This window comes from Bacillus vallismortis, assembly GCF_040784915.1.
Lineage (GTDB): Bacteria > Bacillota > Bacilli > Bacillales > Bacillaceae > Bacillus > Bacillus subtilis_G.
In genome coordinates this window covers 3,690,888-3,713,029 of the sequence record NZ_CP160797.1, presented here as the reverse complement: position 1 = coordinate 3,713,029, position 22,142 = coordinate 3,690,888, and the positions used below count along the sequence as shown (strand labels likewise).

16 protein-coding genes are annotated in these 22,142 nt (G+C 40.3%); 14 read left to right on the top strand and 2 right to left on the bottom strand.

The window, feature by feature from the left end:
* The first annotated feature begins 5 nt into the window (after positions 1 to 5).
* The 3 genes from ABZM97_RS18525 to tagH all read left to right on the top strand — a co-directional run bounded on the left by ABZM97_RS18525 (position 6) and on the right by tagH (position 3,865).
* Positions 6 to 1,220 carry a glycosyltransferase family 4 protein gene (locus tag ABZM97_RS18525; protein WP_202327947.1) on the top strand — a complete coding sequence of 405 codons (1,215 nt, stop codon included), beginning with the start codon at positions 6 to 8 and terminating at the stop codon, positions 1,218 to 1,220.
* Between the two features lie 214 nt (positions 1,221 to 1,434).
* On the top strand, positions 1,435 to 2,262 hold the full coding sequence (tagG, locus tag ABZM97_RS18520) for a teichoic acids export ABC transporter permease subunit TagG (protein WP_010328803.1): 828 nt from the start codon (positions 1,435 to 1,437) through the stop codon (positions 2,260 to 2,262).
* 19 nt (positions 2,263 to 2,281) lie between these two features.
* Complete coding sequence (gene tagH, locus ABZM97_RS18515; protein WP_087991578.1) at positions 2,282 to 3,865, top strand: teichoic acids export ABC transporter ATP-binding subunit TagH; 1,584 nt, start codon at positions 2,282 to 2,284, stop codon at positions 3,863 to 3,865.
* Between the two features lie 38 nt (positions 3,866 to 3,903).
* Here tagH and galU read toward each other — a convergent pair whose 3' ends face one another.
* Positions 3,904 to 4,782, bottom strand: coding sequence for a UTP--glucose-1-phosphate uridylyltransferase GalU (gene galU, locus ABZM97_RS18510; protein ID WP_367387057.1), 879 nt, complete (start codon positions 4,780 to 4,782; stop codon positions 3,904 to 3,906).
* Positions 4,783 to 5,125: 343 nt separating this feature from the next.
* On the opposite strand from galU, the gene ABZM97_RS18505 reads away from it, so the two are divergent.
* Genes ABZM97_RS18505 through wecB form a run of 4 tightly spaced genes read left to right on the top strand, consistent with a single transcriptional unit; the run spans position 5,126 to position 11,195 of the window.
* The gene (locus ABZM97_RS18505) at positions 5,126 to 6,490 is read left to right on the top strand and encodes an alpha-glucosyltransferase N-terminal domain-containing protein (RefSeq protein ID WP_367387056.1); all 1,365 of its coding nucleotides are present in this window, start codon (positions 5,126 to 5,128) and stop codon (positions 6,488 to 6,490) included.
* 34 nt (positions 6,491 to 6,524) lie between these two features.
* Positions 6,525 to 8,045, top strand: a complete 1,521-nt coding sequence (locus ABZM97_RS18500) for a glycosyltransferase (protein ID WP_367387055.1) — start codon at positions 6,525 to 6,527, stop codon at positions 8,043 to 8,045.
* 29 nt (positions 8,046 to 8,074) lie between these two features.
* Positions 8,075 to 10,030, top strand: a complete 1,956-nt coding sequence (locus ABZM97_RS18495) for a glycosyltransferase (RefSeq protein WP_202328232.1) — start codon at positions 8,075 to 8,077, stop codon at positions 10,028 to 10,030.
* Positions 10,031 to 10,052: 22 nt separating this feature from the next.
* The gene (gene wecB, locus ABZM97_RS18490) at positions 10,053 to 11,195 is read left to right on the top strand and encodes a non-hydrolyzing UDP-N-acetylglucosamine 2-epimerase (RefSeq protein ID WP_087991575.1); all 1,143 of its coding nucleotides are present in this window, start codon (positions 10,053 to 10,055) and stop codon (positions 11,193 to 11,195) included.
* A gap of 39 nt (positions 11,196 to 11,234) precedes the next feature.
* Here the strand turns inward: wecB and ABZM97_RS18485 are convergent, their stop codons facing one another.
* On the bottom strand, positions 11,235 to 12,155 hold the full coding sequence (locus tag ABZM97_RS18485; RefSeq protein WP_253268604.1) for a LytR family transcriptional regulator: 921 nt from the start codon (positions 12,153 to 12,155) through the stop codon (positions 11,235 to 11,237).
* A 212-nt stretch (positions 12,156 to 12,367) separates the two neighbouring features.
* Here ABZM97_RS18485 and ABZM97_RS18480 point away from each other — a divergent pair, with 212 nt between their 5' ends.
* The 7 genes from ABZM97_RS18480 (at position 12,368) to ABZM97_RS18450 (ending at position 22,138) form a co-directional block, all read left to right on the top strand.
* Positions 12,368 to 12,691: a hypothetical protein gene (locus tag ABZM97_RS18480; protein WP_087991573.1), complete on the top strand. Its 324-nt coding sequence runs from the start codon at positions 12,368 to 12,370 to the stop codon at positions 12,689 to 12,691.
* 27 nt (positions 12,692 to 12,718) lie between these two features.
* The gene (locus ABZM97_RS18475; RefSeq protein ID WP_087991572.1) at positions 12,719 to 14,872 is read left to right on the top strand and encodes a SpoIID/LytB domain-containing protein; all 2,154 of its coding nucleotides are present in this window, start codon (positions 12,719 to 12,721) and stop codon (positions 14,870 to 14,872) included.
* Between the two features lie 91 nt (positions 14,873 to 14,963).
* Positions 14,964 to 16,451, top strand: coding sequence for an N-acetylmuramoyl-L-alanine amidase (locus ABZM97_RS18470; protein ID WP_202327950.1), 1,488 nt, complete (start codon positions 14,964 to 14,966; stop codon positions 16,449 to 16,451).
* A 212-nt stretch (positions 16,452 to 16,663) separates the two neighbouring features.
* Positions 16,664 to 18,571 carry a glycosyltransferase gene (locus ABZM97_RS18465; protein WP_333516400.1) on the top strand — a complete coding sequence of 636 codons (1,908 nt, stop codon included), beginning with the start codon at positions 16,664 to 16,666 and terminating at the stop codon, positions 18,569 to 18,571.
* A 234-nt stretch (positions 18,572 to 18,805) separates the two neighbouring features.
* Positions 18,806 to 19,465 carry an exopolysaccharide biosynthesis polyprenyl glycosylphosphotransferase gene (locus ABZM97_RS18460; protein ID WP_148962615.1) on the top strand — a complete coding sequence of 220 codons (660 nt, stop codon included), beginning with the start codon at positions 18,806 to 18,808 and terminating at the stop codon, positions 19,463 to 19,465.
* Between the two features lie 55 nt (positions 19,466 to 19,520).
* Complete coding sequence (locus tag ABZM97_RS18455) at positions 19,521 to 20,972, top strand: MOP flippase family protein (RefSeq protein ID WP_087991568.1); 1,452 nt, start codon at positions 19,521 to 19,523, stop codon at positions 20,970 to 20,972.
* Entirely contained in the window at positions 20,969 to 22,138 is a 1,170-nt protein-coding gene (locus tag ABZM97_RS18450; RefSeq protein ID WP_202327952.1) for a glycosyltransferase family 4 protein, read from the top strand. Before ABZM97_RS18455 ends, ABZM97_RS18450 begins: the two co-directional genes overlap by 4 nt.
* Positions 22,139 to 22,142: the final 4 nt, after the last annotated feature.

The window sequence follows — 22,142 nt, the reverse complement described above, 5'->3', positions numbered from 1 at the left end:
ATATAGTGAAAATTACTTTTTTGGTTTACAATATTTATGGCATGGGTGGTACAGTGAGGACTGTTGCCAACACAGCTAATTATTTAGCTGCCCAAAACTATGATGTTGAAATTATAAGTGTTAGAAGAACTAGGGGTAAACCTATGTTTGATATAGACAAGAGGATTAAACTAAACCCAATATTTGATGCTAGAAGAGGAAAGCTCTTTGGTAAAAACACTCCTTTATACAAGAAAATCATTAAAAGAATTTTAATGAAGATACCAAGTGTGTTTATTGATAAAAATGAAGATCTATATCATATGTTTAATTTATTTGTAGATCTTAAAATTCTAAAAAAACTTTCAGAAATTAATCAAGGTGTACTTATAACGACTATTCCATCTTTTAATTTCTTGGCTGCTAAATTTGTTAATCGTAATGTCATTAAAATTGGCCAAGAGCATAAGTACTTTGGCGGGTATGAAAAGTCAATTCAAACGAAAATCAGAAAGTATTATAAACAGCTGGATGCTCTAACATGTTTAACTGATGCAGAGATTAATGATTATAAGCGCCTTCTAAATAACCATTCCACAGATTTATATAAAATAGAGAATGCAACACACATGCCAAAAGAGAGCTCAAACCTTGTCGAAAAAACAGTCATTGCTGCTGGGAGATTTGTTCATGAAAAAGGGTTTGACCTATTGATTGAAGCATTTGAAAAAGTGGCCCAAGAATATCCAGAATGGAAATTAAAGATTTTTGGTGATGGTGTGGAGAAGGATTCATTACGTCAAATGATATTTGATAAGAAGTTGTATAATAATGTTTTTTTAATGCCAAAAACAGATAATATTATCAAGGAGATGTCCAATTCCTCAATATATGCATTGAGTTCAAGAAATGAATCATTTGGGATGGTTATCATTGAAGCTATGTCGGTAGGGGTTCCTTGTGTTAGTTATTCTTGTATTGGTCCTGCTGAAATTATCAAAGATGGTGAAGATGGGGTATTAGTCAAAAGAAACGATGTAGACAAGCTAGCCGAATCTTTAACTACTATAATAAAAGAAGATAGTTTGAGGAAATCAATGGGCAGGAATGCTAAGGAAAATGTGAAAAGATACTCATTTGAAGTTGTAGGATCAAAGTGGGAAAATCTTTTGCATGAGCAAGAATTTAAAAAAAACAAAACTCCTTTAAAAAAGGTCTATTCTCAAATTGAGGTACAATAAAGCAGTAGTTAGTATTTCGAGACAAATATCTCGAAATACTTTTTTGTTTACTATAGCTATAATTAAATGAAAATGAAATGTGAATTTTTTTACTGACCTTAAACCTGCTATGATGTGAAAAAAAACTTATTATCTGTTACAATATTCACCGGTGCTTTCAAATTTCTTTAACCGAAAGATCCAAAAAATCATTTAAGTCTAAGGAAGATAAATAATGAATGCATTAGTAAGAATCGTAAAAGAGCAAGTGACATCGTTTCCTTTAATTTTGCGCTTGGCTTCGTATGAGACAAAGTCTCAGTATCAGATGAATTATCTTGGTGTATTATGGCAGTTTTTAAATCCTCTCATTCAAATGCTGGCGTACTGGTTTGTATTTGGTATGGGGATTCGCAACAGTAAGCCAATTTTAACGGGTGTCGGAGAAGTGCCTTTTATTGTTTGGATGCTGGCTGGTTTGATTCCATGGTTTTTTATTAGCCCAACTATACTTGATGGATCAAACAGTGTGTTTAAACGGATTAATATGGTCGCGAAGATGAATTTTCCGATCAGTTCACTGCCTTCTGTTGTGATTGCTTCAAATTTATTTAGTTATTTTGTGATGATGGGCATCTTTTTGATCGTACTTTTGACTAACGGAATTTATCCAAGTTTACATTGGATACAATATATTTACTACTTAGCCTGTATGATCATTTTTATGTTTTCATTCAGTTTGTTTAACTCGACGATAAGTGTACTGGTACGCGACTACCAATTTTTGCTGCAATCCGTAACAAGATTGTTGTTCTTTTTACTTCCGGTTTTTTGGAATATCTCGGAGCAGCTTGGGAAAAATCACCCGAACCTTCTGCCAGTGCTTAAGCTGAACCCGATTTATTATCTGATAGAAGGGTTCCGGAATACATTTTTAGACGGGCAATGGTTCTTCCAAGACATGAAATACACACTTTATTTCTGGCTGTTCACCTTCCTTTTATTGTTAGTAGGTTCTATCCTGCATATGAAATTCAGAGACAAGTTTGTTGACTTTCTTTAATACGTAAGGAGATTGTACGATGAAACTAAAAGTTTCGTTTCGAAATGTTTCAAAGCAGTATCATTTATATAAAAAACAATCGGACAAGATAAAAGGATTGTTTTTTCCGGCTAAGGATAATGGTTTTTTTGCTGTGCGGAATGTCTCCTTTGACGTGTATGAGGGAGAGACAATCGGCTTTGTAGGGATAAACGGGTCAGGAAAATCGACCATGTCTAACCTGCTGGCTAAAATTATTCCGCCGACCAGCGGTGAAATTGAAATGAACGGCCAACCGTCGCTGATTGCGATTGCGGCCGGTTTAAATAATCAATTGACGGGCCGGGATAATGTCCGGCTCAAGTGTTTGATGATGGGGTTAACCAATAAAGAAATTGATGATATGTATGACAGTATTGTGGAATTTGCCGAGATTGGCGATTTTATTAATCAGCCGGTTAAAAACTATTCCAGCGGTATGAAATCGCGTCTTGGTTTCGCGATCTCCGTGCATATCGACCCTGACATTTTAATTATTGACGAAGCGCTCTCCGTAGGGGACCAAACGTTTTATCAGAAGTGTGTAGATCGAATCAATGAGTTTAAAAAGCAAGGAAAAACCATTTTCTTTGTCAGCCATTCCATCGGCCAGATTGAAAAGATGTGTGACCGCGTCGCTTGGATGCACTACGGCGAGCTTCGTATGTTTGATGAGACAAAAACGGTTGTCAAAGAGTATAAAGCGTTTATTGACTGGTTTAATAAGCTGTCGAAAAAAGAAAAAGAAACATATAAAAAAGAGCAAACGGAAGAGCGGAAGAAAGAAGATCCTGAAGCGTTTGCCCGTTTCCGCAAAAAGAAGAAAAAGCCGAAATCACTAGCTAATGCAGTTCAAATTGCTATTTTGTCTATCTTGACGGTCTTTACTGCAGGAACAATGTTTTTTAACACCCCGCTTCGTACCATTGCTTCGTTTGGCGCTATTCCGCAAAACGAAGTGAAGAACCATCATGGTGATGCAAAGGGCAAGACAGAGAAACAATTAACCGCAGTCAATAAACAAGGGTTTATTGCAGATGAAAAAGCGTCGGTTTATAAGGATCAACCTTTGAAACAGAAGGCTGACATTACACTGCCATTCGGTACCGAGGTGAAGGTAGCTGCAAAAGGAAAACAAGCAGTGAAAATAAAGTTTAACGGGCAGCCTTATTTTGTAAAGCAGAGCGCTGTTGCAACAAACGTAAAACATGCTGAGTTGCAGGCAGCGGCCTTTACGCCTTATGTTCCGCAAAATGCGGCTTCTTCCTATGAATACTTCCTGAAATTCCTGGGAGACAGCAGCACCAACATCCAATCGAAATTGAATGGATATACTGTAGGAGATACGGCTGACGGCAGAAAGACGCTGGATTTTGATTATGAAAAAATCAGCTATGTGCTGGAGAATGATAAAGCATCTGAGCTTATCTTTCACAACATTTCTCCTGTTACTCCGGCGTCACTATCTTTAAGTGACAGTGATGTATTGTATGACAGCAGCAAAAATCGTTTTCTTGTGAATACAGATGATCAGGTTTTTGCAGTTGATAACGAAGAGCGTACGCTGACACTGATGTCGAAATGAAAAAAGGCTATTGGATGAATGTCCAATAGCCTTTTTGCTTAAATTTCTTCTTTGTTTAATAAACCTTCCATAAATGGAACGAGCTGATCGCGAAGCTCTTTATCCTGCATCGCAAACTCAAGAGTTGTTGTGATAAAGCCAAGCTTTTCACCAACATCATAACGCTTGCCTTCAAAATCGTAAGCAAACACTCTTTGAATTTCATTCAGTTTTTGAATGGCGTCTGTCAGCTGGATTTCTCCGCCGGCACCAACTTGCTGCTCTTCTAAGTACATGAAAATCTCAGGTGTGAATACGTAACGGCCTAAGATGGCAAGGTTAGAAGGTGCTGTGCCTTTAGGCGGCTTCTCAACGAAGTTTTTCACCTGATAACGGCGGCCTTCGCTTGTCAGCGGGTCGATAATGCCGTAGCGGTGTGTTTCTTCTTCAGGCACCTGCTGAACACCGATAATAGAAGAAAGTGTCTTATCGTATTCGTCCATTAACTGACGCAATCCTGGTGTTTCTGCCTGAACAATATCGTCTCCGAGTAGGACCGCAAACGGCTCATCGCCGATAAAGTTGCGCGCGCACCATACAGCGTGTCCGAGTCCTTTAGGCTCTTTTTGGCGGATATAGTGGATATCAGCCAGATTAGTAGCTTTTTTCACTTTTTCAAGGAGTTCCATTTTGCCTTTTTCTTCCAGGTTTCTTTCGAGCTCAGGAGAGTAATCAAAATGATCCTCAATCGCACGCTTGCTTTTTCCTGTTACGATAATAATATCCTCAATACCGGCTTCAACAGCTTCTTCAATTATATATTGAATGGTAGGCTTATCAACGATAGGAAGCATTTCTTTCGGCATTGCTTTCGTAGCCGGCAAGAATCTCGTTCCGAGACCCGCGGCAGGGATGATGGCTTTACGTACTTTTTTCAATTTCAAAGCACCTTCCTTAAGAACAGATTTAGGGTTCAGCTTTTTTGAATGCTGAGTATTTAAAAGGTTTGAGTTTCTTTTCTCATGAATACCCTATTTTCATTCTGTTAAACACATTTAATCATATAAGAAAAACCAATATTAAACAAGAGTCAATTCAGTGACTTTGAAGTCAAATAAATACAAAAAATAACATTAATTGGTAGATAAAACAGTTTACGCTGATCCGAATAAGTCAAGAAATATAACAGCTTCTCCATCTCTAGAGCCTGCTCAGCAAAAATGATATAATGTAGTTCTGAAATTGTAACTGTACGAATTTTTTCGAAAGGTAATAATAGAGATGACGATTAAGGTTTCTACCCCACAATTAGCATATGTTTGTTCAGGACTTCATACTGCAAAAAAGTTCAATATCAATACAATTGATTGGAATTGTCCAATGGAAATTGTCACTTTGCATCATGATCCTAATGGGCCTTCTTCTTTTAAAGATGCTGCTGTTATTAATTTGTACAGCTACTTTAAAGGACCAGAACCTGAGAAAGTTAAAATAAAGCATCCGATAGAACAAGAAGGTTTCACATATATTCAAGAACCGAACAAGCCCATTTACCGCTATTACGACAATGGACGTTATATCAAATATCAAAGGTTTACAGCAACAGGAGAACTTGCTGTCATTGATTACTTTAATGAAAACAGGCAAAGGTATAAAAGGGAAGAATACGATTTATTCGGCTATGTACACAGCTTAATATACATGGATCTGGAAACGAACAAACCGAAACAGCATCTTTATTTAAGAAAAGACGGCACCTGTTATATGACCAAATGGTATAAGAATAACGGAACAACTGAAAAAATTATTATTTTTGACGAAAAAGACAATATAGTCAAAGTATTGTACTCAGAAAATGAACTCTATTATGAATTTTTGAGCCGCTTGATAAAAGAGACGGAATATTTATTCTTAACCTCAGAAGTGGGCGTATATAAAACATTGAAGTCTATTTCTGCTGAATATTCTTCCATGTATTTAGGTTTTATAGAGACGAATGAGGTATTGGACAATCCTGAAAAGGAAATAAGCTGCCTTCATGCTTTCGTGGTTCCTTCTTTGAAGAGGTATCATGACACAATTGAAAAAACGGGGCCTCGCACAACTATTTATAACGTTTCTGAAGGCTCATTTACTTGGAAAGGCTTTGTGGACAAACTTATTGATCAGGTGCCTTTTCATAATCAATTGAAAGATATGCATGTTAAGCTGTTAGCTGCAGAGTGGCAATCAAAATCCGACTTATATTTGTCAGCCAAGGTCGAATGTAAAGGCGAAGTTCCTGCCCATTCTGTTGGCCGTCATAAAATGTATTGGAAATTAAAAAATAAGAAGAGCGGCACTGAAATTACGTTTAACGCAAATGTAAACAGCGAGGAAGAGCTGATATTTACTGTAAGCGGTACGCTCCATGTGCTTTCTGTAGTAGATCAGCTATCAGCGTTAGAGTTGTATCTCTGTTGCGAGTGGGATAATAGCTTCTTTGCATCGAGTGTAGAAGTAACCGATCCGAAGAAACTTCCAGCAGCAGAACAAAGCATTTCAGGCTGGCGATTGAAATTGGAAGAAGAAAAAAATCATTTGTGTGTTCATACAGCCGAGGGATTTCGGAGAAAATTAATGAAGCGGCTGTTTGTGAAAAAATAGGAGAGAAAGTTTTACCAGAAGAAGGAGCTTGAAAATGAGAAGGATCTTTTCACTAATATATGAAATAGACATTGAAAAAGGCGGCATTACAAGTTCTATGATGTCAAGATCTTTTACATTTGCGGAGCGCGGCCATAAAATCGATTTGGTCACACTTGATTATAAAGAGAATTATGATCAGATTGAGAAAGAGCTGAAGAACGCTGGAAGACTGCATGCTGATGTAAATATCCTCAATATTTATGACGACTATAAAAACCAGCATAATCATATAAAAGTCGTGGATACACAGCAAAGCTATTATGAACAAAATCGCAATCGCTTTGAAGAACCATATGCTGTTTATCATAATGAGGAAAAATTAGAGACCGAATACTTCAAGAATGGTTTATATATGAAAAAGAAGAAGTGGGATGAATCGAGTAACCTTTTATATGTAGATCATTTCAATGAAAATATGCAGATGACAAAGCGTGAATTCTTTCATGGCGATTATGTAAATAAAACGGTGTTATTCGATACGAGAAGCGGAAAAATCAATCAAATTCACTACACAGCACCGGACGGTTTTTGTTATTTAACAGAATGGTACCATTTTAATACGGGAGCCAGTCAGGGAGTTATGCTGTTTGAACGAGAGGAAAAAGAAGCTGTCTTTTTCAAAAACAGGCACAAGTTTCATACACATTGGCTTGAGAAGCTATGTGAAAAAGAAATGGCCCCGATTATCATCTGTGATGGTGTCGGAAGTGCTTCAAAAGTGAATGAAATGCGTGGTGGATTGGCAAAACGATATTACTGTGTTCATTCAAATCATTTAGATTATCCCTACATGTTAGGCAGCAATGTCCGGAAAAATCATCAATACGCGATGGAGCATATTAAAGATTATGACGGGCTGATCGTATTAACGAATGAACAAAAAGAAGATATTATGAAGGATTTTGAGTCGGATCAAAATATTTTTGTTATTCCCCATGCTCCAAGAAGGCTTGAAAAGCTAAAAACGTATGAAAAAAAGAAAAACGAATTTGTCATGGTGGCCAGATATCATGAGGAAAAAGGGATTGATAAGGTTATAAAAGCAATGGAAATTGTAAAAAAATCGCGCCCTGAAATTGTCCTTAATATTTATGGCAGCGGTCCCGGCCACGAGCAATACCAGCAATTGATCAATGATCTTAAGCTGGATAATGTACATTTAAAAGGTTATATCGCAAATCCTGCTCCGTTTTATCAGCAGGCGCTTGCGACGTTATTAACATCAAAATTTGAGGGGTTCAGCCTTGCTATTTGTGAATCGTTTTCATGCGCAACCCCGGTTATCAGTTTTGATGTGAAATACAGCCCAAGAGAGCTCATAAAAGAACACGAAACGGGCATGCTTGTAGAGCCTGATCATATTGAAATGCTTGCTGAGAGTATCATTTATTTGTACGACAACCCTGAGAAAGCCATTCAATATGGAAAAAATGCAAAGAACTTAATGAATACAGAATATAGTGAAGACCGATTGTTTGAAAGATGGGAAGAAGTATTTGAAATGACGAAATAGTACATTTTTATACCATGTTTGTTCATTATATGAGCTTTTGTGAAAAAATAGAAGCGGATAAGGATAGAGGTGTCAGGTTGAAAATTACGGCAGCAGTACCCACATACAACTCAGAACAGTTTATCTCCCGCTGTCTGGATAGTCTGGTTCAACAAACCATGCCGAATCATGAGTACGAAATTATTTGTGTAGATGATTGTTCTCAGGATGCCACGGTTTCCATATTGAAAAAATACAGTGAACAGTATTCTAATATAACGGTTATTGAACGCAAGAAAAACTCGGGAGGGCCAGGCGAACCAAGAAACCAAGCCATATGTGCTGCTCATGGTGAATACATTTTTTTTATTGATTCCGATGATTATTTAGGAATTGAAGCGTTTGAGAGAATGTATCAATTTGCACAGCAGCACGATTCAGATATTGTGCTTGGGAAAATGGTCGGTGTAAACGGCAGAGCGGTTCCGCAAGCTATTTTTAAAGAAACAAAACCTGAGGCCGATCTTGTTAAATCTCCGCTTGTCTACTCAATTGGCCCGACAAAACTTTTTAAAGTTTCACTGCTTAGAAAACATGACATATATTTTCCTTCAAATATACAGGCCACAGAGGACCAGGTGTTTGTCATGAAAGCTTATTTAGAAGCGGACAAAATTTCTGTCTTGGCCGACTATGATTATTACTACGCTGTACAGCATGACGGCGAGCACATGACATTTGCATATGTGGCGCCCCAAAGCTACTACGGTGCTATGAAGGTAATCATAGATATGATTTGTGAGAGCCGTCTATCCCATACCGGCAAAAAGCAGTTTATGGCCAAGTTTTTAAATCGCCATTTTGACTTTTCCAGAACAACGGACTTTACCGTAACAATAGAAGATGAGCAGGAACAACAAGATTGGATGACAGAGCTTCATCATTTTGTAGAACGAAATATTCCGCTCGAAATTGACAGACTTGTTCATTCTCATACACGGCTAAAATTATATTTTGTACGTCGTAATGATCTAAAGGGTTTGAAGCAATTTGAAGCTGATAAAGAAAATATGACTCAATTTACGTCTGTTCAAAATGGTCATATCATAGCAAACTACCCAAGCCTTATACGGTATCATTTAACAGAGAACGAACGGATCATTGATGACAGAAATAAAATCAGTCATTACGTGAGCGAATTTCAAATGAAGAACAACACTTTATTATTAAAAGGAACGGTTACCCACTCGGCTTTAAAACAAGAGCATCAAGATATGCAAACTTTATCTGGCATCTGGGTGCATCGTGCTAGAAAAACTGAAAAAATCATTTCTCCGTTGTATGCTAAGGACGGCGAATTTGAATTTCTCACGAAGTTTACTGATTTGGCAGTTCATGAAGAAGATATGGGTGTTTGGGACTTCTTTATTGAATCAGAGATTGACGGATATAAAAAACGCGCCCGAATTGGCAGCAACAGAGAAAAGTATCCCTATCCAAAGCATGCTAAATATATTGGGAATAACGGAAAATATGCTTTTAGCGCAAGGCCTTATTTTACAAAAACATACGATAATCTGTCAGTCGATATCAGAGAACAGGAAGATTTGAAAGTCGAAATCAGAACGAGTGATTCTGATGGGGATCTAACGCTCGTATTCCCTGGAAGCCAATTGTTTTTCCCAAATCAGTCTTTATTATTGCTGGAATTCAATAACCAAGAGTTTTTAATTCCAATTAAAAAACAAATCAGTTCCGCTGATGGAACAGTGATCCAGGTAGACCGGAATCTTGTTGAACAAAAATTTGCCCCTGCTCATTTACACAACACCAATATCGTTTTATCCATTAACTCATATAAGACGACATTGGTTCCAAAAAAGGATGTCAGCGTATACTTTTGCAGTAAAAATATTGAAAAAAAGCTATGGTGCTTTAAAATAAAGAAGAAAGTAGATCTATATATACAATCAGACCAATCAAAATTTTATCTGACAGCCCGTTAAACAAAGAAACAAGGTGACAAATATGAAAAAACTAAAAGTCATGACCGTCTTCGGGACCAGGCCTGAAGCGATAAAGATGGCACCGCTTGTACTTGAATTGAGAAAATATCCTGAAATAGACTCCTATGTGACGGTCACTGCCCAGCATAGACAGATGCTCGATCAGGTTTTAGATGCGTTTCACATCAAGCCTGATTTCGATTTGAACATCATGAAGGAGCGGCAGACACTGGCAGAGATTACGTCCAACGCGCTTGTGAAATTGGATGAACTGTTCAAAGACATCAAGCCTGATATTGTGCTTGTCCATGGTGATACGACAACGACCTTTGCCGGAAGCCTTGCCGCTTTTTATCATCAAATTGCTGTCGGCCATGTGGAGGCCGGGCTCCGTACAGGGAATAAGTATTCCCCGTTTCCGGAAGAGCTCAACCGCCAGATGACAGGGGCGATTGCTGATTTGCATTTTGCGCCGACATGCCGGGCGAAAGAGAATTTATTAAAAGAAAATAAAAATGCAGACGCGATTTTTGTAACGGGCAATACAGCGATTGACGCACTTCGCACAACGGTGAGGGACGGTTATTCACATCCTGTCCTCGATCAGGTGGGCGAGGATAAAATGATTCTGCTGACCGCGCATCGCCGGGAAAATCTGGGCGAGCCAATGGAAAACATGTTCAAGGCTATCCGCAGAATTGTTGAGGAATTTAAAAATGTACAAGTCGTTTACCCTGTGCACCTGAATCCTGTTGTCAGGGAAGCGGCTCAGAAGCATTTTGGCGATTCTGACAGAGTACATCTGATTGACCCTTTAGAAGTCATTGATTTCCATAACTTTGCGGCAAAATCACATTTCTTTTTGACAGATTCGGGCGGCGTTCAGGAGGAAGCACCTTCTCTCGGGAAACCGGTGCTTGTGCTGCGCGATACGACGGAACGCCCTGAAGGAGTGGAAGCAGGAACGCTGAAACTTGCAGGGACGGATGAAGAAAACATTTATCAGCTGGCAAAACAGCTGTTAACTGATGATGATGAGTACAAGAAAATGTCCTACGCTTCTAATCCGTATGGCGATGGAGAGGCTTCCCGCCGGATTGTGGAAGAATTGCTGTTTCATTACGGATACCGGAAAGAGCAACCGGATTCATTTACAGGCAAATAAAAAAGAAGCTTTGCACACTGTGCGAAGCTTCTTTTTGTTTTAGCTATCGAGGTTTTCCTTCAGCTTTTTTGTGATATTGGAAAGGGCAGTTTCATCAGCTTGGTAGTAGTAGATTCCATTGATTTTTGTGCCTTGACCTTTCAGTTCGTGCTGCTCAATTTTTTTACGCGCGCCCTTGTAGTCGGACTGAATATCCCACATGTCATCAAAGGTCAAGTTCGTTTTCACATTATCTTCAACCACTTTGAACATATCTCCAAATTTCGTAATGGAAGAGATATTCGCGCCTTTATTAATGATTCCTTGGATGACTTGGCGCTGGCGGTCCTGACGGCCAAAATCGCCTCTTGGATCTTCTTTTCTCATCCGGCTATAGGCGAGCGCCTCTTTGCCGTTCAGCGTGATTTCACCTTTTCCGAATGAATAACCGTCATAGCTGAACGCGAATGTGCTGTTAACTGTTATGCCGCCAAGTGTGTCAACAACGTCTCTAAAGCTTTCCATGTTCACTTTTATGAAATAATCAACCGGAACATCGAGGAAGTTTTCAACCGTATCAACTGTCATCTGCGTACCGCCGTATGCGTATGAATGGTTGATTTTATCCATTGTGCCTTTTCCGATAATTTTTGTATATGTGTCTCGCGGAATGCTGACCATGTCAGTTGTATTCGTTTTTGGGTTAACGGTCATATAAATGAGCGTATCGGCACGGCCTACATCTCCGTCGCGTTCATCCACACCCATAATTAAGACGGAAAACGGATCTTTTTTATTGATGTTGACCTCTTTATCCCTTTTTTTAGATTTATCAATACTCTCATGAATACTTGCCACAGTTGAAGCAGCTTTATGCCATAAGTAGTAGGCATAGCCGCCTGTTCCGAGCACTAAAACGGCCACAATGGCTAAAATGACAAGTAATGCCTTTCTTTTTTTCTTTCTTTTTTCAGCTCTCATAATAAAGTCCTCGCTTTTTTGTAATCTAGTACGATTATAAGTTTCTTAATATTTGAAAACAACTAAAATTTGTCTGATTCTTTACAATAGACGGCTGCTTGTAACAAATGTTTCGGTATTTTAAGAAAATCCGCAAAAACTTTTCGTTGTTTTGATAGAAATCTTAAAATAAGCTTAAAATTGTCGATAAAAACAGGAGAGGTGATATAGGAATGAAAAAACTTGCTATTCTAATGTTCTCAATGCTGCTACTTTTATCTGCATGCGGCACAGCTGAGAACTCATCAGGTTCAGAAACAAATACAGACAGCCAGGATGCTGCTGCTGAAGAGAGTGTAACGAAGGAAGGCACGTTTGCCGGTTTGGCGGACAGCCATACGATTGCCGTCGATATTGATGGTGACGAGACTATGATTCAGGTTGGTTCAGACCTTCAGGACAAAATGAACAGCATTTCAGAAGGACAAAAAGTGGTTGTTGAATACACAAAAGATTCAAATGGCGTCTTAACGCTAAAGAATCTTGAGACGAAGTAATAAAAACTTCTTAGGGGGTTCTATGTTTTGAAAAAAATGAAGCTCTTGCTTCTTACGTCAGTCACTGCGGCGGCTCTTGCATGCCCGGCGTTTATGCAGTCTGCGAAAGCCGCTGATAAAACCATTTCGGTGAAGCTGAGCAATTATGTAGGCAACAAATCAAGCTTGAATGTCGATATTACAGGCGGCTATGAAATTCCGGGTTCAAGAATTGCGGATACAGAGCGATACGGAGGGGCAACCCGTTTTGATGTTGCCAATAATGTAGCTTCAGCCGGCTGGACAAATCCAACGACTGTGGTCATTGTGAATCGAGACGCTTTTGCAGATGCGCTCTCAGCAACACCGCTTGCCAAAAAATACGACGCACCGATTTTATTAACAGACGCAGGTTCGCTAACACCAAAAACAGAAAGTGAAATAGCAAAACTAAATCCTGACAATATTCTCATTATTGGCGGAACGATCAGTGTTTCTAAAAATGTAGAAAATACATTGAAAAAATATGGTTCTATCGATCGGATTGGCGGTGCAACCCGTTACGAGGTTTCCAAAAACATAGCCGACCGAATGGGGAATTACAGCCAGGCAGTAGTGGCTACAGGCATGGTCTTTACAGATGCCCTGTCAATCGCGCCATATGCTGCAATGAACGGTTATCCGATTTTACTTGCGGGAGACAATAACATCCGCAGCGATTACAGAATTCCGAGCAACGTTACAATTGTCGGAGGTCCGTTGAGTGTCAGCACTGGTGTAGAAGCCACTTTAAAAAAGCAGGCAGTTGTAAAACGGATTGGCGGGGTTTCCCGGTATGAGGTATCTGCCAACATCGTCAAACAATTAAATATGAAAGCGACAAAGGTCTTCATGTCAAATGGCAAAACCTTTGCGGATGCTTTGACAGGATCTGTTCTTGCAGCGAAGCAGGGAAGTCCTTTACTGTTGGTTGAATCCGACAGCCTCCCGTCACCAGTCGCTGATGTGGTGACATCAAAAGGAACTCAGTCATTTGCACTGCTTGGAGGAAGCATCTCCGTGAGTGATACGCTAAAGAACAAACTGGCAGATACTTTTTCAGGATCTGGCTATTCAGTTAAGTTATCCGGCGGAAACCTGGTGCTTTATAAAAACAGCACTGCTATCAAGACGCTTGGAACTTCTTTCACAGCAAATCCTAAAAAATATGCAACGACAAATTCTATCAGTCTCAATGGAACGCCGTATCTTGGAAATATGAAATTCACGATTGAGTCAGGCAAATATGTTCGTCCGATTAATGTGGATATCCCTTTTGAAGATTATTTGAAGGGTGTTGTACCCCATGAGATGCCGGCTAGCTGGCAAAAAGAAGCGCTTAAAGCTCAAGCTGTCGCTGCCAGAACTTATTCCATCAGATCGGCCGGAAAAGAAGTACAAGACACCACCGCTTTTCAGGTATATGGCGGATATGACTGGAATTCGAGAACTTCAGAGGTTGTAGAAGCCACAAAAGGAAAAGTTTTAAAATACAATGGCAATTTGATTTCAGCTACATATTCCTCAAGTAACGGCGGCTACACGGAAGCGAGCGGTGAGGTATGGAGCAGCCAGCTTCCTTATTTAATCGCAAAAAAAGACTCCTATGACCCGCAGAGAAGCTGGTCTCTGTCATTAAATAAAACCCAGCTCGATAAAAGCAGCTTGAATCTCAAAAGTCCGGGATCTTGGTGGAGCACTAAAAATGAAATCAACTCCGTATATTTGAACGGTTTGAAAAGCTGGTTTATCAAAAATAAATACAGCACTGCCGAGTCTATCAAAATCACGAAAATATCCAGTGTGAAATTCAGCACGGCAAAAACTGCCGGTCAGCGGCCGGAAACAGCAAGTGTGACATTCTCTTATTTCGTGAAGGAAAAATCAAATGGCTACATTCTTTCAAATGGCAGCCTGAGTGAAAAAACAGCAACAATTTCTGTACCTGCGACACAGCTGAGAACGATGCTTGGCGCTTCAAATATGAAGAGTGCATACGCTTCTGTCTCCAGCAATACAAACGCCTTTATCATAAGCGGTAAGGGATATGGGCACGGCATAGGCATGAGCCAATATGGAGCGAATGCCAGAGCGGCTGCCGGGCAGTCATATACAACAATATTAAGTTTTTATTATCCGGGAACGACTCTATCAAGCTATTAAAAGATTGGTAGAAGTTCAGGGAGGCGCAGTTCTGCCTCCTTCGTTCGTTATTTGATTTATGAATCATTATCAATCTTTGGAGGGACTATCTTTGCGGATCTTTCTTAAAAGCTTACCAATTCTGATATTGGGAGTCGTGTTGTTTGTACCAAATGCTTTTGCAGCCAACTCTGTCACAAGGCTGGATGGAGCAAGCAGATATGAGGTTGCTGTGAATGTTTCAAAACAAGGCTGGAGCAGTGCGAGCACAGTTATTGTGGCGAATGGAACAGCATATGCCGATGTATTAACAGCTGCTCCTCTGGCTTATAAATACAATGCTCCAATTCTATTGACGGAATCATCTAAGCTGACAACACCGACCAAAGACAGAATCAGCCAGCTCAAACCGAGCAAGGTCATCGTCATTGGCGGAACAATCAGTGTTTCCAGCAACGTTGTAAGTGACATTAAAAAATTGGGTGTTTCCACTGTGGAACGGATCGGCGGAAGAAGCCGCTACGAAGTTGCCCAAAATATTTCAAAAAAATTGTCTTCGAATTCAAGAGCGGTCATCGCAAATGGAACGGCATATGCTGACAGTCTGGCGATCGGTTCTTATGCCGCTCGCAACGGTATTCCGATTCTGTTAACAACGGCAAGCTCAGTTCCCACACCGACAAAAAATGCGATGAGCGGAAAAAGAACAACATCGACGATCGTGGTCGGAGGAGAAATCAGTGTTTCTAAAAGTGTTTACAGCCAGCTTCCTTCACCAACAAGAATCGGCGGAAACAGCCGTTTTGAAGTGGCTGCGAACATAGCGAAGAAGTACTATTCTTCATCAAAGGCTGCATTTGTCAGCAATGGCTATAAATATGCCGATGCCTTATCGGGCTCTGTGCTGGCTGCGAAGCAAAATCGTCCAATGCTGTTTACGGATGCCCGTTCACTGCCAACTGCCACAAGAACAGTCATCGGATCAAATAGCAAGAACACATTCACTGTACTTGGAGGAACCATTTCAGTTACAGGCAATGTCACGAACCAGCTGAAAAATGTCATTGTAGGCAAAAAGATTTTTGTGGACGCCGGACACGGGGGATACGACAGCGGAGCGGTCGGTAATGGTTTAAAGGAGAAAGACGTGAACCTTGCCGTAGCAAAGCTTGTAAACAGCAAACTGTCTAAGGGCGGGGCTGTTCCGGTTATGGCTAGATCTACAGATTTCTTCTTAGAGCTTTCTGAGCGGGTTGCAAAAGCCAAAAGCAATCGTGCAAATCTGTTTGTAAGTATTCATGCCAACTCAGCAACCTCTTCTGCAACCGGTACCGAAACATACTATTATACAAAGTATGAGTCAGCAAACAGCAAACGTCTCGCGACAGAAATCCAAAACAGGCTCTACAAAGCGCTCAATACTCAAAACCGCGGCGTGAAAATCGGTAATTTCCATGTGATCAGAGAATCAACGATGCCGAGCAGTTTAGTGGAACTGGCATTTATTTCAAATGCGAACGATGCAAGTAAGTTAAAGAGTGCTTTGTACCAAGAAAAAGCAGCTCAATCAATATATGAAGGAATCATAGGCTATTATTAGGATTTGTATATATTGAAAGCAGCTTGCCGGCAAAACCTATCAGGAATTGCCGGCAAGTTTTTTATACGATAAAATGAGTAAAATTTAAAAAGTATACATGCTATGTAAAAGTTTAGCAAAAATTAAGATTAGGCCTATTCTTATTGACAGATGTTTTTGATATAATGATCAGGCAAAAATATAACCGATCCATTAGGGTAGTGAGGTAATCGATGAAGATAAGCATTGTTATCCCTGTATATAATTCAGAAGATCTTATTTCCGAATGTCTTGACAGCTTAGTTAATCAAACAATGCCAACAGAGGATTATGAGATTATATGTGTCGATGATAAATCTACGGATTCATCTTTAGACATTTTGAAGCAATATAAAAAGAAGTATGAAAATATTGTTGTTAGTGAAAGAACGGAAAATTCAGGCGGTCCAGGTGCTCCGCGCAATGATGCAATAAAAATTTCCAAAGGTGAATATATCCTGTTTGTTGATTCCGATGATTATCTAGGAAATGAAGCATTGTTGAGATGGTATAATTTTTCAAAAGAGAATCAATCAGATATTACTTTAGGGAAATTAAAAGGGGTAAACGGCAGAGGCGTTCCCAAATCGATGTTTAAAGAAACGAACCTGGATGTTGATTTAGTTGATTCCAAAATTGTTTTTACATTGGGACCTCAAAAACTGTTTAAAGCCTCACTTTTAAAAGAAAATCAAATAACCTTCCCTACTCACATCAAAGCAGCGGAAGATCAAGTCTTTACAATGAATGCTTATTTGAAAGCAAAGAAGATTTCTGTTTCAGCTGACTATGATTATTACTATTTGGTCAAAAGAGACGGCGAACATATGAGTGTTGCTTATGTTCCCCCAGAGAACTTTTATGGAGCGATGGAAGATATTGTCTCCGCCATTAAGGCAAGTGACCTGGAAGAAGCCAGAAAAATTAAGTTGATGGCAGTATTTTTAAACAGGCATTTTGATTTTTCACGGACAAAAAATGTCACAATAAAAATGAAAACCGATGAAGAAAGAGCTGAATGGTTTAAATATTTGTCATCGTTTATTCATGCAGTGCCTGAAGAGGCGGATCAATTTTTGCTTCCGCATATCAAATTGCGGCTGCTGTTTATTCGCAATAATGATTTGAAAGGATTAACCCAGTATGAGCGGGAAGAACAAGACATTAAAAAGTTCTGTACTGTACATAACGGGGAGTTAATTGCGCGTTATCCGAGCTTAGAGCGGTATCCCGTTTCTGAAGAACTACTAAAAGTAAATTATAAAAATAAACTTGAACATTATCTGCAGAATATTGAATTTAATGATCGCAGCCTCAGCATTCAAGGAACCATGAAACACAAATTGTTGGATGATGAAACGAATAATAATCAATCCCTGACAGGAGTGTTTGTTCATCGTGATACAAAGGCGGAAAAATACATTTCGCCGGCTTTAAATGAAAATTCCGCGTTTACATTTGAGTGTAAGTTTGATGAACTGGCATCTGCTGAAGAAGATTTAGGCGTTTGGGATTTCTTTATTGAATCGTCAATAGATGGCTACAAATTAAGGGCAAGAATAGGAAACAAGCGTGCAGCGTACAAGTATTCTACGAAAACGATGTATTTAGGTCATAACGCTTTGTTTGTCTACAGCGCCAGACCATACTTCACAATGAACTATGATAATCTTTCGATTGATATCAAGAAACATGCATATACAGAAGCTGAACTTTCCTATGATACAGGATCAAAAGATTTATCATTTCTTTTTAAAGATAAGCAAATCTGGTTGCCAAATCATTCAAAAATCATTGTCAATACCGGTCAGGCTGAAATTTCATTGCCGGTAAAACGTATTGATTTAGAGCCTAATTGTACGAAATTGACGGTTAACGTGCAGAGTTTGCTTGAGCAGCTAGCTCATGTCCAGAAAGAACATCGATTAATTGATTTTGCGATAAACACTTCTCAAAATAAAATCAGTGCAAAAGTGGATAACCAAGAAATTATCCTCGACTCAAAGAACGTGGAACGAAAATCCATGTTAGTCTTTCGTAAAACAGTTGAGGTTCAATATAAGCTGTTAACCTCTAAATCAAAATTTTATTTTCAATATTAAATGCTTCGCAGAGAAAAGAGACAAATCTGAAAAATGGTTTGTCTCTTTTTTTATACAATATGCTTAATTTTTAAAAAAAGTGTCTAAAACAATAAAAAGTTTACAGTTAAATGTCAGAAAAAATAACAAATTCACACTTCTTAACATACCATTTACATCCAATTAACATCCGTCTGCTAAACTGACTGGCATAGGTCATCATAACATCCCAAACAAATCGTGAGGTGTGTGTCAGTGAGTGCAGAGAAAAGCATGAATGTGAGTCGTGAATTCTCAGTTCAGCAAATACATTCTTTTACATTATCTGAAAAGACGGCTCGTTATTTAGCAGTAAAGCGCGTAATGGATATTTGGTTTGCGCTCATTGGATTGGCGATTGCGCTGCCAATGATTGCGGTATTTTCAATACTGATTTGTTTGGAGACGCCGGGGCCTGCCATTTATACGCAGGAACGCGTAGGGAAAGGCGGGAAACGATTTAAGCTTTATAAGCTTCGTTCCATGAAAATAGATGCCGAGAAGTCTGGGGCTGTTTGGGCGCAGAAGCAAGATCCGCGGGTGACAAGGATCGGAGCTTTTATCAGAAGAACGAGAATTGACGAGCTGCCTCAGCTATTTAATGTGCTGAAAGGCGATATGAGTATGATAGGCCCTCGTCCGGAACGTCCAGTGTTTACAGAAAAGTTTCAGAATGAGATTCCAGACTTTACACAGCGTTTGGCTGTTAAACCGGGATTGAGCGGCTGGGCTCAGGTGAACGGCGGTTATGATATGACGCCGAAGGAAAAACTGATATTTGATTTATATTACATTCGCAACCTGACTTTCACTTTAGAATTAAAAATTATGTTAAAAACTTGTAAAGTAGTGTGGACAGGTGATGGTGCAAGATAAAACTGAACACCTGCATTTACCATCAACCTGAGCTTAAAACGAAGTAGGGAATATGATGCCAAGTATTACAAAACAGATCATAAGCGGCGCAAAGTGGACAAGTATTTCGACGATGTGCATTACAGTCATACAAATTGTTCAGTTTGCCCTGCTAGGAAATATGATGACCTTAACGGAATTTGGACTCGTAGGCATGATCACAACGGTTACAGTGTTCGCCCAGATTGTGCTTGATATGGGATTTGGCGCGGCGTTAATTCAAAGGGATGACGCAACAGAGCGCCAGCTGTCAACCTTGTATTGGCTTAACATTATGACCGGCGTTTTGCTGTTTGTTCTTTTATATGTGAGCAGTCCCGCCATTGCGGGATTTTATCAAAGAGAAGAGCTGGTGTTTCTGATTCGGATTTTAGCGATTATGTTTTTGATTGCGCCAATCGGACAGCAGTACCAGTATATGCTGCAAAAGCAGCTGCATTTTAATACGTTAAGCAAAATTGAGATTTTTTCAAACACATTGTCCTTCGGATATTTAGCGATTGCGGTTTTTATGATGGACGCGATTTTAGCGTACGTCATTTCTCAAGTGCTGCTGCAGTCCAGTAAAGGGATTTTGTATTGGGCCGTATACCGAAAAAAATGGCACCCCGCTTTTGTTTTTGACTTAAGGGGAATGAAGGCCTTCTTTTCCTTTGGAGCTTTTCAGCTTTCATCCCGTCTTGTGAACAGGCTGGGAGCGAATATCGATATGATTTTGATCGGACGGTTTATCGGTGCTGAAGCGTTGGGGATTTATAACCTTGCTTACCAGATTGTCACCATTCCGGTATTGAAAATCAATCCGATTGTGACACGGGTGGCATTCCCTGTTTTCGCAAAAAACAAATATGAAAACAGCGTGATCAGAGAAGGCTTTCTGAATATGACAAAGATGCTGGCGATTGTTTCGTTTCCGCTGTTAATCGGGCTCGTGTCTGTGTCAGACGCCTTTATCGCAGCGGTTTTCGGAGAAAAATGGCTCGCTGCTGTACCGGTTCTCAATGTTCTGGCCATTGTCGGGATACTAAGAGTGCTCATGAATCCAAATGGATCTGTGCTGCTTGCTAAAGGAAGAGCGGACTTAGCATTTTATTGGGATTCCGGTGTGCTGCTGCTGTACGGATTGTCACTGTTTGCAGCCGTTCAGACGGGAAGTCTGCTGACTGTCGCATGGGTATATGCCATCATCAGTGTTTTCAATTTCCTGATCGGCCGCTGGCTGCTGGCATATGTCATCAAGCTTAATCTTTCGGCCTACTTCCAGTCGATTATAAAGCCGTTTCTGATCACAGTCGTGATGGCTATCATCGCGTTTGGTGTAAGCCTAGGTACGGAACACTTCAGTCTGCAGGCAGAAATGCGGCTGGCCATTTCAGTGGCGGCCGGGGCGCTGTGCTATCTTTTTCTTTTGGTAAAAGCGTACCCTCAAATGAAAAGTAAACTACTAAGAAAAGGACGTTTGTCATGAAGATTTTGTGGATCACAAGCGTATATCCGAGCAGTCTGAAACCCGGTGAGGGTGTGTTTCATGAGACACAGGTCCAAGAGCTGCAAAAACTTGGGCTTGATATCACCGTGATATGCCCGCGGCCTTTTCATTCCGCGCCTGTCCGCATGTTGAAAAAGACATATCGAAAAAAGGATGCCAGACCGGAGTATGAGATTAGGAAGGGGATACCGGTTTATCGGCCTTTCTATCGAGCGGTTCCCGGCCAGCTGAAGTGGGCGCAGCCTCATCGGAGAATCGCAACAGCCGTTTTAAAAATGATGAAACAGCGCGACTTACATCCGGATCTGATTCATGCGCACTTTGCCATGCCATCGGGCGGGGCTGCGGCAGTCGTGTCGGAGTCAGAGCGAATTCCTTATGTCCTGACCTTGCACGGCAGTGATGTGAATGTCTATCCGCATTACAGCAAAGGGGCGTTTAAAGCCTTCAATCATGCGGTAGGTTCCGCGTCAGCTGTTTTAGCAGTCAGCCACAAGCTTCAGGAAGAAACCAAAAAGCTTTCCGGCTTTGACAGCTCGGTTCTGCCGATCGGCATACAGCTCAGCCGCTTTCAGGAGAATGAGCAGACAAAAGAAGAAACCAGAAAAAAACTCGGGCTCCCGCTCGATCAGCGTCTGGCCATCTATGTGGGCCGGCTCGTCAGGGAGAAAGGCATTTTTGAACTGTCTGACGCCATCGAGTCATTGAAGCAACCTCCTAAGGCAGTCTTTGTCGGGGACGGTCCTGCAAAGTCCATGTTGATGCAAAAGGGCCATATCGTCACAGGCCAAGTGCCGAATCATAAGGTGAGAGACTATTTGCTTGCCGCAGACATGTTCGTGCTTCCTTCTTACAGTGAAGGGATGCCGACTGTCGTGATTGAGGCGCTCGCGCTAAGGGTTCCTGTCATCTGTACGGATGTTGGCGGAGTTGCATCGTTATTCGGTAAGCATCGGCATTTGCTGATTAAACCGAGGTCTGCTCAAGCCTTGGCGGAAGCGATCGCTCTGTATGAACATGAGCAAATGTGGAAACCGGAAATAGCAGATGATTTGTATGAAATCGTGCAGGCACAATTTGACGCCGGAAAAAATGCCAAGGCCTTGCATCATCAGTATCAGACGGTCGCGAAAACGTCCGTTTAATCGT

What these genes read in the sequence shown, in the direction of transcription:
- ABZM97_RS18450 (WP_202327952.1), top strand. Translation starts at nt 20,969, where the DNA reads ATGAAGATTTTGTGGATCACAAGCGTATATCCGAGCAGTCTGAAACCC.
- ABZM97_RS18455 (WP_087991568.1), top strand. Translation starts at nt 19,521, where the DNA reads ATGCCAAGTATTACAAAACAGATCATAAGCGGCGCAAAGTGGACAAGT.
- tagG (WP_010328803.1), top strand. Translation starts at nt 1,435, where the DNA reads ATGAATGCATTAGTAAGAATCGTAAAAGAGCAAGTGACATCGTTTCCT.
- wecB (WP_087991575.1), top strand. Translation starts at nt 10,053, where the DNA reads ATGAAAAAACTAAAAGTCATGACCGTCTTCGGGACCAGGCCTGAAGCG.
- ABZM97_RS18505 (WP_367387056.1), top strand. Translation starts at nt 5,126, where the DNA reads ATGACGATTAAGGTTTCTACCCCACAATTAGCATATGTTTGTTCAGGA.
- ABZM97_RS18495 (WP_202328232.1), top strand. Translation starts at nt 8,075, where the DNA reads ATGAGCTTTTGTGAAAAAATAGAAGCGGATAAGGATAGAGGTGTCAGG.
- ABZM97_RS18480 (WP_087991573.1), top strand. Translation starts at nt 12,368, where the DNA reads ATGAAAAAACTTGCTATTCTAATGTTCTCAATGCTGCTACTTTTATCT.
- ABZM97_RS18465 (WP_333516400.1), top strand. Translation starts at nt 16,664, where the DNA reads ATGAAGATAAGCATTGTTATCCCTGTATATAATTCAGAAGATCTTATT.
- tagH (WP_087991578.1), top strand. Translation starts at nt 2,282, where the DNA reads ATGAAACTAAAAGTTTCGTTTCGAAATGTTTCAAAGCAGTATCATTTA.
- ABZM97_RS18500 (WP_367387055.1), top strand. Translation starts at nt 6,525, where the DNA reads ATGAGAAGGATCTTTTCACTAATATATGAAATAGACATTGAAAAAGGC.
- ABZM97_RS18485 (WP_253268604.1), bottom strand. Translation starts at nt 12,155, where the DNA reads ATGAGAGCTGAAAAAAGAAAGAAAAAAAGAAAGGCATTACTTGTCATT.